Consider the following 13,281-nt stretch of genomic DNA (forward strand, 5'->3'; position numbering starts at 1 on the left):
CTTAGGCATAAAAACCTTGACGACTTTTTAATGTGCCGCTACCGCTTTAGGTAATCTGATTAATAATTAAGCAAATTAGATATTTGTTATCCTAAAATTAAATATCAAAACAAATCTAAAGGACGACATTTATAAATAGTACAAAATTATATTTCCTAAATTTGCAATACAAATACAATATTATGCCTGCAATTTCCTTTTTTACTGAATCCGTTAGCTACAACCTTCTGCAAAAACTTAAAATCAAAAAGTGGATTAAAGCTACTATCGAAAAAGAAGGTTATAAATTACAAGAACTCAATTTTATCTTCTGCAGCGACGAATACTTGTTGGGCATCAACCAGCAATACTTAAACCACGACACTTACACCGATATCATCACATTCGATAACTCTGACGAAGAAAAACAGATTGTAAGTGATATTTTCATCAGCATTGAGCGTGTAAAAGAAAACGCCAAAACCTTTAAAACTTCTGAATTTGATGAGGTTTGCCGCATCATGATCCACGGAACCCTGCACCTGTTGGGTTATAAAGACAAAGGAAAAGCGGCCAAAACCCTTATGACCCAAAAAGAAGATGAACATTTAGGCTATAGAGTTGAAGTTGGATTGGTTTAGCAATTAGCCACCACCATTTCTCTTTTCCAGACTGTCCTCTCGACTGAAACACAGTGTAATGCCCGCCTGCTTCGGGCAGGGAAAGATCTATCTCGAAATAAATTTCTCTACTTCGCTGCACTCCCCTCGAAATGACGAATATGTTTTTCATGACATTTGCTATTACCATAATTCCCTAATTAAAAGGAAAATACTCCTGCCCCCTTATATTTTTTATTCGTGTTCGTCTAAATGTTACGGGTGTTCGTCGACAATTACACTCTACTGGTATAATATAGCCAATCTTCCTGCAACTTTTCTGCCCCGTTACAGTCTTATATTCAAAAAACAACAATAACATAATGAGCTTAGATTCTCCTTCGCTACATTATTCAAGATAAAGTTTAGTTTTAGTTAATGATTGAAGCAGCGGTGGAGCGAGTCCAACCGCTGTTTTGTATTTATCTTTTATTTACAAATGATCCATCGAACATTTGGACTCTAAGCATCAACATTTTGCCATTTTTACCTGATACAGATTGCTTTCCAATTTCAATATGCCGTTGCAAGTAATTTATCCTTACCTTTGCAATAATTTTCCTTTATAAATCCGAAATACAAAAAAATTGAGCACACTAATTGCGGCAGAAGGCTTAGGACATGGTTATCATGACGAATGGCTATTTAAGAATTTAACCTTGGGTATAAACACTGGCCAGCGCGTAGCGTTGGTTGGTATTAATGGTGCAGGTAAGAGTACACTTTTGAAATTACTGGCAGAAAGATTCCCTCCGCTTGAAGGTAAAATTGTAAAAAATAAAGCCGTTAAAATTGGTTTTTTAGATCAGGAACCTCAGTTTACTGAAGGTTTTTCCATTAGTGATCATATTTTTTCGTTGGAGAATAAACAACAGCAGTTGATTAAGGAATATGAAGAACTAATTGAAGATCCTAACCCGGATGAGAAAACGCTTAACCGTTTGTATGAAGAGTTAAGCGAGCATAATGCCTGGGAATATGAGCATGAAATAAAGACCATTTTAAATAGAATGGGGATTACTCATCTTCAGCAAAAAATATCTACACTATCGGGCGGACAAAAGAAACGTTTGGCCCTCGCTAAACTTTTAATTGAAGATCCGGAGATTCTGGTGCTTGATGAGCCTACCAACCATTTGGATATTGATACCATTGAGTGGCTGGAAAAATTATTAACTACGGGACAAAAAACAATTTTACTCGTTACCCATGACAGGTATTTTCTGGATAACGTTTGTAATACCATAGTAGAATTAGATAGAGGAAAAATCTTCAACTACAATGGAAATTACGCTTACTACTTAGAAAAGAAATCTGAAAGGGAAGCTTTAGATGCAACAGTTCAGCACAAGAACCAACAGCTATTAAAAAAAGAATTGGATTGGATGAGACGTATGCCACAGGCTCGTGGAACTAAATCTAACGCCAGGATTAATGCCTTTTATGATTTAGAGGAAAAAACAAAGAAAAAGTCTGACAATCAGAGCATTAGCCTGCAAATGAAGATGTCTCGCCAGGGTGGAAAAATTATTGAGATAGAGCATATTGCAAAAGCATTTGATGGCCGCCCGATTATTAACGATTTCAGCTATACCTTTAAAAAAGGTGATCGTATCGGTTTAGCTGGAAAAAATGGAACTGGTAAATCTACTCTGCTTAATATTATCACAAGTCAGTTAACACCTGATGCGGGCAAAGTGGACACCGGAGAAACTACTGTTTTTGGTTATTACAAACAGGGTGGTTTAACCTTCGATCCAAAGGAACGGGTTATCGATATTGTAAAATCTGATGCCGAATATATTAAAATGGCCGATGGTTCAGTGATTACAGCTTCTGCCCTTTTAACCTTATTTCTCTTTCCACCAAAGAAACAACATGGCCTGGTTGAGAAGTTAAGCGGTGGTGAAAAGAAGCGTTTGAACCTGATGAAAGTATTGATGCAAAATCCAAATTTTTTAATTTTGGATGAGCCAACAAACGATTTGGATATTGATACTTTAAACGTTCTTGAAGAATTTTTAGAAAATTTCCCTGGTATATTAATGCTGGTTTCTCACGACAGATACTTGCTAGATAAAATGAGCGACCAGCTATTTATTATGGAAGGCGAAGGTGTGGTTAAAATTTATAACGGTAATTATTCAGAGTATCGTTTGAGTTTAGAACAACCAAAAGTTAAAGTCGAAACCAAGAAAGCTCCTGCTTTGGTTACTGAACAGACACCTTTTAAAGCAGTAAAAAAATTAAGTTTTAAAGAACAAAAAGAATTAGAAGATAGCGAAAAAGGTATGGAAGAAACTGAAGCTAAAATAGCCAGCCTTACTAATACCTTAAATAAAGTTGATGCTACTGACTATATAAAAATTCAGGAAATCTCTAACGAGATAGAATCGCTCCAATCAAAGCTTGACGAGCTTACTATGCGTTGGCTGGAATTATCAGAATAAATTAGGCAGTTCAGAGATGTTTTATACGTTATGTTTCACGTGGAACATGCGTAAATTACAAAGTGATTGTCTCCCTGAACCTAGTCGAAGGGCTATAGATAATATTAAATTAAAGAGTAGTTTATTATGATCGTGATGAACATAAAAGTTAATTAAATAAAATTGTTCCACGTGGAACATTAAAGAAATATATCATAAAATGTTTTCAAAATACGATTTGATTGTTGTTGGTGCCGGTCATGCAGGCTGTGAAGCTGCTGCTGCTGCTGCCAATTTAGGATCATCTGTTTTATTAATTACAATGAACATGGGTACTATTGCCCAAATGAGTTGTAACCCTGCAATGGGTGGTGTAGCAAAAGGACAGATTGTTCGTGAGGTTGATGCGCTAGGTGGATACTCTGGTATTATATCAGATAAATCAACCATTCAATTTCGAATGCTGAATAAATCTAAGGGGCCTGCCATGTGGAGTCCCAGAGCCCAGATAGATAGAATGCGTTTTGCAGAAGAGTGGAGATTAGCGCTAGAGAATACTCCAAATGTAGATATATGGCAGGATAATGTTGTAGGTTTACTGGTAAAAAATAATACCGTATATGGCGTAAAAACTTCACTAGGTATTGAAATAGAAAGCACGGCAGTTGTACTTACCAATGGTACTTTCTTAAACGGAATCATTCACATTGGAGAGAAGAAATTTGGTGGAGGCAGAACTGCAGAAAGATCATCTACCGGAATTACCGAACAATTGGTTGATTTGGGAATGGAATCAGGTAGGATGAAAACAGGTACTCCCCCACGCGTTGATGGTAGAAGTTTAGATTATTCTAAAATGGAAGAACAATGGGGCGATGATGATCGAAGCAAATTTTCTTTCACTGATACACCTGTTACCACTGATCAACGTTGCTGCTGGATTACTTATACCAATAGTGATGTACATGAAACTTTGAAAGAAGGATTCGAAAAATCACCGATGTTTACCGGCAGGATTAAAGGTTTAGGCCCGAGATATTGTCCTTCCATTGAAGATAAAATTAACCGTTTTGCAGAACGCGATCGTCACCAGATTTTTGTTGAACCTGAGGGCTGGAATACTTGCGAAATTTATGTAAACGGATTCTCAACTTCACTCCCGGAAGATGTACAATTTAAAGCACTAAGATTAATACCAGGTTTTGAGCAGGCTAAAATGTTCAGACCAGGTTATGCTATTGAATATGATTTCTTCCCACCTACCCAGTTGTCTTTAACGCTGGAAACAAAATTAATCAGCAATTTATTTTTGGCCGGACAAATTAACGGAACTACAGGTTACGAGGAAGCAGCATGTCAGGGTTTTATGGCAGGTATAAATGCACACCAAAAAATTAACGATAAACATGAGCTGATCATGAAAAGATCTGACAGTTATATTGGTGTTTTAATTGATGACCTGGTTACCAAAGGAACTGAAGAACCCTACCGTATGTTCACTTCAAGAGCAGAACATCGTTTATTATTAAGACAAGATAATGCCGATATCCGCCTCTCTCCTATTGGCCATGAATTAGGCTTAATCTCTGACGAGCGTTTAGAAAAAGTAAATCAAAAAATTGCAAATGCTGAGACACTTGTAAAATTTACAAGAAACCAGGGAATCGAAATGGCTGATGCCAACCCGATGCTGGAAATTTTAGGATCGAGTGCTTTAAATCAAAATGTAAAAATCCATAGTTTAGTAGGAAGACCGCACGTTGGTTTACAAGACTTGATTAAAGTGAGTAAACCTCTTGCTAAAGCAACTCAGCATTTAGATAATGAAACCATAGAGCAGGCTGAAATCAAAATTAAATATGAAAGTTATTTTGAGAAAGAAAATGAAATAGTAGCCAAAATGCTGAAAATGGAAGACAAAGAAATTAAGCCGGATTTCGACTATAATAAAATTGTATCCATTTCGAAAGAAGCACGTGAGAAGTTATTTAAGATCAAACCTCGTACTTTAGGTCAGGCTTCGAGAATTTCAGGTGTTTCTCCATCAGATATCTCGGTATTAATGGTTTATATTAATAAGTAGTTGATTATCAATATTTTAATTAATTAAAAATAGACTTTAAATAAATCGATATAAAGCCATAAAAAGATTTTTTAATGTTAGAGTTCCAAAAAGTATAAAAATTCGTCAGAACGTTTAAAATATGCCAAATTTAAAAGCTCAGTATTTTAACCTTAAAAATTTAGTAGTTGTAATGACCCTACTCCTGTTTTTTGGTTGTGCAAGTATCCAGACACCACAAGGTGGACCAAAAGATACCAAGCCACCAAAAGTTTTGAGTATGACTCCAAAAAATCAGACAAGGAATTTTAATGCTAAAAAAATTATTATTGAGTTTGATGAATATTTTAACATCAAAGATGAATTTAAAGAATTCTCAATTTCCCCTGATCAGGAAAAATTACCGGTTTTAAAAAAGAGATCGAAAAGATTGGAAATTGTTCTTCAGGATTCTTTAGAAAAAAATACAACCTATACTTTAAATTTTGGAAAATCGATTGCTGATGTAAATGAGGGAAATGTGGTTAAAAATTTATCTTATGTTTTTTCAACCGGTCCTGAAATAGATTCTTTATCTATCAGTGGTAAGGTTATTAATTCGTTAAGTGATGAGCCGGAAAAAGATGCTACCGTATTTATTCTTCCTTTAGAACGGGATACCATTTTTGGAAAAAGGCGCCCGTCTATATACACCACTACCGATAGCGCCGGCACTTATAAATTAAATAACCTGAGAAAAGGTACTTATAAAGTTTATGCCATTAAAGAAAGTAGCGGTGGCGGAGATAAAATATACCAGCAGATTTCTGACGAAGTTGGTTTTATTAAAGAACCCCTTGTGATCGACAAAAATCTGGACAATATTAATCTACAGATTTTTAAAGAACTGGCACCAGAATTTCGCGTGGTTGACCGCAAATTAAATAATGACGGAAGTATATCAATTATCTTCAATCAGCAGCTTAAAAGCCCTAAAATCACCATTACAGATCCATCTGCGGTTGATGTGGGTAAATATGTTCACTTTACAAAAAATAACGATACTGCTAAAATATGGCTAAAAGACCTGAGTTTCGATTCGGTAAAAGTAGCCATCCAGGATAAGGATAAACTATTACAAACGCTTAACTTTACACGTGGTAAAAAGGATACTTATACCCGCGAGGTAACCATAGCAGATAATTTATCCGGAGGTAAATTAAATCCGTTCCAGAACTTAACCCTCACCTTTCCATTTCCGATGACTGGCGCAGATCCTTCAAAGATTACACTATTGGAAGATTCAGTAAAACGTACCAATTTCGAACTGGTAAAAGACAGTGTAGATCAACAGAAATACTACGTTAAATATCCCTGGAAAACCAAAAGAACTTATGATTTAAAACTTGGTGCAGGCGCTTTTACAGCTATTTTTAATGCTAAAAACAAAGATATACCTAAAAGATTTACTTTAGAGAACCAGGATGCTTATACTACACTTGTATTGAATGTAACCGTGCCCGATACGAGTAAAAGTTATGTAGTGCAATTTTTAACGGAGAAAAAAGACATTGTAAAATCGTACCCGATAAGCAAAAATTCGAAAATTACTTTTTCTAAGTACCCGGCCGGAAAATACATGCTGAGGGTAGTTTACGATGATAATAAAAACGGAATCTGGGATACCGGAAGTGTTAAAGGTGGTTATCAGCCAGAAAAAGTCTGGTACTTAAAAGCTTTAATGGATTTAAAACCAAACTGGGAACGGGAAGATCCATTGGTAATACCGCCTCCAGCACCTTAAAAAAGCTGTCACCTCGACTGGAACACAGTGGAATGCCTGCCCGTACAGGCGGGGAGAGATCTATCTTGAGGTAGATTTCTCGACTCCGTTGTACTCCGCTCGAAATGACGCAAACTATTGGGTAAACCAACCCGAATACATGATATAATTATCAGGTAACTTATTTAATAAAGCCCTTTGCTCATCAGTAATGGGCTTTATTTTTTTGGCAGGCGTACCGGCATATAAATAACCCGTTTCGCAGATGGTATTCTCTAGTACCACCGAACCAGCTGCAATAATGCAATACTCCTCTATTATCGCATGGTCCATTACAATAGCCCCCATACCGATTAAAACATGATCCTGAACGGTACAACCATGTACAATGGCATTATGCCCTACAGATACACGATTACCGATGTGTGTTGAAGCTTTTAAATACGTAGCATGAATTACCGCTCCATCCTGAATATTCGATTCATTTCCAATGGTAATGGCATTTACATCGCCCCTGATCACGGCATTAAACCATACTGAACATTTATCTCCGATGACCACATCACCAACGATGGTGGCATTTTCGGCAATGAAATTATCTTTTCCTATTTCAGGGTATTTATCTTTTACGGGTAGTATTAAAGGCATAATATAATGTAAAATGGGTGATAGATAATGGACGACGTGTTAAAGTCCCCTTAAGAGGATTTAGGGGTGGGCTAAAAAACAGTATCTACCAATTCTTTAGCATGCTCCGGATAATCCGTGGTATAGTGTAACCCCCTGCTCTCTTTTCGTTGCATGGCAGATTTAATAACTAAATAAGCCGTTTGGATGACATTTCTTAATTCGCAAAGTTTAACCGATACCTTATTCTTTTTATAAAATTCTTCTGTTTCCTGGTAAATTAAGAATAAACGGCGATGTGCCCTTTCTAAACGAAAATCAGACCGCACGATGCCTACATAATCGCCCATAACTTTTTGAAGCTCTCTTAAGTTATGGGTTACCAATACATCTTCATTACTTTGGGTAACCCCTTTAGAATCCCATTCGGGAATATGATCGGGAATGATATTATTTTTAAAGTTTTCAATGGCATCCTGATAAATTCGGTGTGCAAAAACGGTAGCTTCAAGTAATGAGTTGGAAGCCAAACGATTAGCGCCATGTAAACCCGTTGACGAACATTCTCCGCAGGCATATAAATTTTTGATCGAAGAACGGCCATATTCATCCACCAGAATACCCCCACACATGTAATGAGATGCAGGTGTAACCGGGATATAATCCTTCGTCATATCGATGCCTATCGATAAACATTTCGCATATATATTAGGAAAATGCTTCAAAATATCTGCTTTCTTACGCATCGTAATGTCCAGGTACACAAAGTCATCGCCCGATTTCTTCATTTCGTTATCTACCGCACGGGCCACAATATCACGCGGAGCAAGCGATTTACGCTCATCGTACTCATGCATAAATTCTTCGCCATTCTTACGTCGTAAAACACCACCAAAACCTCTTACAGCTTCCGAAATTAAGAACGACGGATATTCTCCGGGATGGTATAAAGCCGTTGGATGGAACTGTATAAACTCCATATTCCTCACTTTTCCTTTCGCACGGTAAACCATCGCCATACCATCGCCTGTTGCAATAACCGGATTTGTTGTGGCCGAATACACATGGCCCGCACCACCCGAAGCCATTACAGTCACATTTGCTACAATCTTTTCCACATCGTTAAGCTCTGTGTTAAAGGCATATATCCCATAACAGTTAATATCTTCTGTACGCTTATCAACAAATTCACCCAGGTGATGCTGTGTGATCAACTCCAGAGCGAAGTAATGTGTTAATATCTCTATGTTGTTATTCTCATGTATTTCATTTAGCAATACCCTTTCAATCTCGTATCCGGTGATGTCTTTATAGTGTAAAACACGATGTTCAGAGTGTCCACCTTCTTTAGCTAAATCGTAGAATCCTGAGTTGTCTTTATCGAAATTTATACCATAGTCAATGATCTCCTGGATGCGCTGAGGCCCCTCTTTTACAACGATTTCCACAATTTTTTCGTCGCATAATCCATCGCCCGCAATCAGCGTATCTTCGATATGTTTCTCGAAAGAATCACCTTTATCTACTACAACTGCAACACCGCCCTGGGCGTATTTTGTGTTAGATTCGTCTTCATTCGACTTTGTAACAATTAAAACCTTACCGAACTTTGCAGCCTTAAGTGCAAAACTCAAACCCGCTATCCCTGAACCGATTACCAGAAAATCTACTTTTCTCATTAATAAAAACATTTACTTTATCCACGATGTTAACAACTAGTTAATAAATGTTAACTCCATGTCTAAATTATCCTAACAAATAAATTTGAATGTTTAAAGCTACTCTAAAAACACAATTTGCCACAATCTTTTGCGCAATTTTTAAGCAGCTTTATACAAGTAATTAACTTTTTCCCCACTTATAAACAATTAACATTCCAGTATTGATAAAAATTGAACCGATTTTCGATAAGCCTGAAAATCAAACTCATGATATTACAAAAATGTAATCTAAATGTTAGTAAACGATTAACAACTTATATAAAAGAAAGAATTTTCTGAACTTGCCAACATTATTAACACACTAATAAACAAACAAGATTTATTTATTTAAAATAACTTATTAATTATTGAGACGTGGAAAGCTTTATCTTTGACCAACGTCAAAATTCAAAAAAGGAAAATTTTAAAATGAACATAGATGTCTTAGAAGAAATCAACAAAAAAGGTTTCGCAGAAGAAGAAATTGATCCTACGCTCGATCTTTTTGCAGAGATTGAGAAATTAAAAAAGGAAAAGAATGCCATCATCCTTGCACATTACTACCAAGAACCTGACATACAGGATATTGCAGATTATATTGGTGATAGTTTGGGATTATCTCAGGAAGCTGCAAAAACGGATGCTGACGTAATTGTGTTTGCCGGTGTGCATTTTATGGCCGAAACTGCAAAGATTTTATCGCCAAATAAAACGGTTTTATTACCTGATGTAAAGGCAGGATGTTCATTAGCAGATAGTTGTCCGCCGCATTTGTTTAAAAAGTTTAAGGAAAAATATCCTGATCACCTGGTAATCACTTATGTAAACTGCACGGCCGAATTAAAAGCTTTAAGTGATATTGTTTGTACAAGTACCAACGCGGTGCAAATTGTGGAGAGTTTGCCGAAAGATCAAAAAATCATTTTTGGTCCGGATCGTAACTTAGGTGCTTACGTGGCGAAAAAAACGGGCAGGGATCTGGTATTGTGGAATGGTGCCTGTATGGTACATGAAATTTTTTCGCAGGAGAAAATTACAAAACTGAAAGAACGCCATCCGAATGCCAAATTTATTGCACATCCTGAATGTGAAGAGGTGGTTTTAAAAATGGCTGATTACATTGGTTCTACTACCGGTTTGCTAAAGTACACCATCACTAATCCGGCTACCGAATTTATTGTGGCTACCGAAAGTGGAATTATCCACCAGATGGAAAAGGCAAATCCGACAAAAACGTTTATCCCGGCACCACCAAACAACAGTTGTGCCTGTAACGATTGCCCGTATATGAAAAGAAATACTTTAGAAAAACTATATTTATGTATTAAAAATGGTTTGCCTGAAGTAACTGTGCCTCAACATATTATTGAACAGGCAGTTAAACCGATTCAACGCATGCTGGATATTTCGGCGGAGCTGGGGTTATAATAAATAAAAGTCATCATTGCGAGTAGATAAGAATAAGCAATAAAGCGCACGCTACCTGCAATCGCTGTAGGATTGCTTCGTGCCTCGTAATGACGGAAAAATAATTACATGGAAAAAAACAACATTCTTAAAAATTATGCTGGCTTATTATGGCTTTTGGCGGGTATAACCGTTGGGAGCATTGTAGGTTTAATTTTTGGGAAAAGTGTTGAAAGTATAAAACCTTTGGGTGATATATTTTTGAACCTGTTGTTTACCGCTGTTATTCCTCTGGTATTTTTTGCAGTTTCATCAGCCATTGCAAATATCGACAGGAGTAAAAAATTAGGGAGATTATTAACCGTAATGGTTTTAGTTTTCCTGGCTACCATATTGATTTCGGCGGTTTTGACATTAGTGGCTACATGGATTTTTCCGATTCATCAGCAATTGGGAAATGCAACTTTACCAACCGAACCCGAAAAAATACAGTCATTTGGAGAGCAGATGACTCAACTTTTAACCGTTGGAGAATTTTTTGAGATCGGCAGCAGGAAAAACATGTTGGCGCTAATTATTTTTTCAGTTTTAGTTGGTTTTTCTACCCTATATGCCGAAAAAGAAGGCGAAGGATTTAAGAAATTCCTGGTTTCCGGTAATGAAGTGATGAAAAAACTCATCATTTTGATCATGAAACTTGGCCCGATAGGTTTGGGTGCCTATTTTGCCTATCAAGTAGGTGTTTTTGGTCCACAGCTCTTTGGAACTTACGCAAAGGCTTTAGGATTGTATTATGGTGTTGGCGCATTTTATTTTGTCGTTTTTTTTACGTTATATGCTTTTGTAGCGGGCGGATTTAAAGCAATAAAAGTGTTCTGGAAAAATAATATTGTACCTTCTTTAACCTCTATCGGAACCTGTAGCAGCATTGCCACCATTCCGGCAAATTTAGAAGGGACTACAAAAATGGGGGTACCGGCTTACATCACCAATGTAACCATTCCATTAGGATCCACATTGCATAAAGATGGTTCGAGCATTAGTTCCATTATAAAAATTGCTGTTGTTTTTGCCATTTTTGGTAAAGATTTAGTGCATGTTGATACCATTATTTTAGCTTTGGGTATTACCGTTTTGGTGAGTATAGTTGAGGGTGGAATACCAAACGGAGGATATATTGGCGAATTATTAATGATTTCGGCTTACCAATTACCACCGGAAGCTTTGCCACCAGCCATGATTATCGGTACTTTGGTTGATCCGATGGCGACATTGTTAAATGCTACCGGTGATAATGTTGCCGCGATGTTAATTGCCAGGTTTACCGAAGGTAAAAACTGGATGGAAAAAGATTTGCCATCCTGATGAAGGAAGGATCTTTTTAATTCTTCGCTAGGCTCAGCATAACAATTAATTTTTTAAAAATAAAAAATAAGGGCTTAGCCCTTTATAAATATATAATTATTAATAAAAGCCCCTTAAGGGGGTTGGGGTGAATATGTTTGAAAATAAAGAGCGTACAGATATTAATGAATTAGGTGAGTTTGGGTTAATTAACCACCTGACTACCAATTTCAAAATTAAAAATGATTATTCGGTAAAAGGTGTTGGTGATGATGCAGCCGTTTTGGATGCAAAAGGAAAACAGACCTTAATTTCTACCGATTTATTGCTGGAAGGAATCCACTTCGATTTAGCTTATGTGCCATTAATGCACCTGGGTTACAAGGCTGTACAGGTAAACCTGAGTGATATTTATGCGATGAACGGAAAAGCCAGTCAGATTACGGTTTCATTGGGATTGTCGAGTAAATTTCCTTTAGAAGCTGTTGAAGAAATTTATAAAGGGATTGAGCTGGCCTGTAACAAATACAATATTGATTTAATTGGTGGCGATACTTCGTCAAGTAAACAAGGCCTGGTAATCAGTATTACCAGTATCGGTTATGCCGATGCTGATAAAGTAGTGTATAGAAACGGTGCACAGGAACACGATTTGCTCTGTGTTTCCGGTGATTTGGGTGGTGCTTATTTAGGTCTGCAGATTTTAGAGAGAGAAAAACTGATCTATCTGGAAAACCCTCAAATCCAACCCGATCTGGAAGGAAAGGATTATATCATAGAGCGACAGTTAAAACCTGAAGCCAGGATGGATATTGTGGCACTTTTAGAAGATTTGAATATCAAACCAACTTCTATGATTGATGTTTCAGATGGTTTGGCTTCAGAAATTTTGCATCTGGCAGAACAATCAGATAAAGGGATAACGATTTACGAAGAGAAAATTCCTTTAGACCCTATGACCTATGAAACTGCCCGTGAGTTAGGTTTAGACCCAACGGTTTGTGCTTTAAGTGGTGGTGAAGATTATGAATTGTTATTTACCATCAGTCAGGAAGATTATAAAAAACTGAAACATGATGTAGATATCACAGTAATCGGCCATGTTACCGATAAAAATTCGGGCTGTAAAATGGTTTCGAAATCAGAAAAAGTACATGAGCTGAAAGCCCAAGGCTGGAACGCTTTTAATAAATAAACTTTAGTTAAAACTACACGTCGTCATCTCGACCGCAAGGCAGTGAAGCGGAGAGATCTATCTTGAGATAGATTTCTCGACTTCGTTGCACTTCGCTCGAAATGACGACTTTTTTAT

At 36.9% G+C, this 13,281-nt stretch carries 9 protein-coding genes; 7 read left to right on the plus strand and 2 right to left on the minus strand.

Annotation, left to right across the window (positions count from 1 at the left end; all coding sequences use genetic code 11):
- Window positions 1-182 precede the first annotated feature (182 nt).
- The 4 genes from ybeY (at window position 183) to ABD769_RS10340 (ending at window position 6,912) form a co-directional block, all read left to right on the plus strand.
- On the plus strand, window positions 183-620 hold the full coding sequence (ybeY, locus tag ABD769_RS10325; protein ID WP_344851348.1) for an rRNA maturation RNase YbeY: 438 nt from the start codon (window positions 183-185) through the stop codon (window positions 618-620).
- Between the two features lie 605 nt (window positions 621-1,225).
- Window positions 1,226-3,088 carry a ribosomal protection-like ABC-F family protein gene (abc-f, locus tag ABD769_RS10330; RefSeq protein WP_344851349.1) on the plus strand — a complete coding sequence of 621 codons (1,863 nt, stop codon included), beginning with the start codon at window positions 1,226-1,228 and terminating at the stop codon, window positions 3,086-3,088.
- 199 nt (window positions 3,089-3,287) lie between these two features.
- Window positions 3,288-5,150, plus strand: a complete 1,863-nt coding sequence (gene mnmG / locus ABD769_RS10335; RefSeq protein WP_344851350.1) for a tRNA uridine-5-carboxymethylaminomethyl(34) synthesis enzyme MnmG — start codon at window positions 3,288-3,290, stop codon at window positions 5,148-5,150.
- A gap of 121 nt (window positions 5,151-5,271) precedes the next feature.
- Entirely contained in the window at window positions 5,272-6,912 is a 1,641-nt protein-coding gene (locus tag ABD769_RS10340) for an Ig-like domain-containing protein (RefSeq protein WP_344851351.1), read from the plus strand.
- Window positions 6,913-7,026: 114 nt separating this feature from the next.
- On the opposite strand, the gene ABD769_RS10345 is transcribed toward ABD769_RS10340, so the two are convergent.
- Window positions 7,027-7,539: a gamma carbonic anhydrase family protein gene (locus tag ABD769_RS10345; RefSeq protein ID WP_344851352.1), complete on the minus strand. Its 513-nt coding sequence runs from the start codon at window positions 7,537-7,539 to the stop codon at window positions 7,027-7,029.
- 71 nt (window positions 7,540-7,610) lie between these two features.
- Window positions 7,611-9,197 (minus strand): L-aspartate oxidase, encoded by a 1,587-nt coding sequence (nadB, locus tag ABD769_RS10350; protein ID WP_344851353.1) that lies wholly within the window; start codon window positions 9,195-9,197, stop codon window positions 7,611-7,613.
- Window positions 9,198-9,647: 450 nt separating this feature from the next.
- Here nadB and nadA point away from each other — a divergent pair, with 450 nt between their 5' ends.
- The 3 genes from nadA to thiL all read left to right on the plus strand — a co-directional run bounded on the left by nadA (window position 9,648) and on the right by thiL (window position 13,164).
- Entirely contained in the window at window positions 9,648-10,646 is a 999-nt protein-coding gene (nadA, locus tag ABD769_RS10355) for a quinolinate synthase NadA (RefSeq protein WP_113950144.1), read from the plus strand.
- 108 nt (window positions 10,647-10,754) lie between these two features.
- Entirely contained in the window at window positions 10,755-11,990 is a 1,236-nt protein-coding gene (locus tag ABD769_RS10360; protein ID WP_344851354.1) for a dicarboxylate/amino acid:cation symporter, read from the plus strand.
- 133 nt (window positions 11,991-12,123) lie between these two features.
- Entirely contained in the window at window positions 12,124-13,164 is a 1,041-nt protein-coding gene (thiL, locus tag ABD769_RS10365; RefSeq protein ID WP_344851355.1) for a thiamine-phosphate kinase, read from the plus strand.
- Window positions 13,165-13,281: the final 117 nt, after the last annotated feature.

The sequence above is a fragment of the Pedobacter jeongneungensis genome, assembly GCF_039538295.1.
GTDB lineage: Bacteria > Bacteroidota > Bacteroidia > Sphingobacteriales > Sphingobacteriaceae > Pedobacter > Pedobacter jeongneungensis.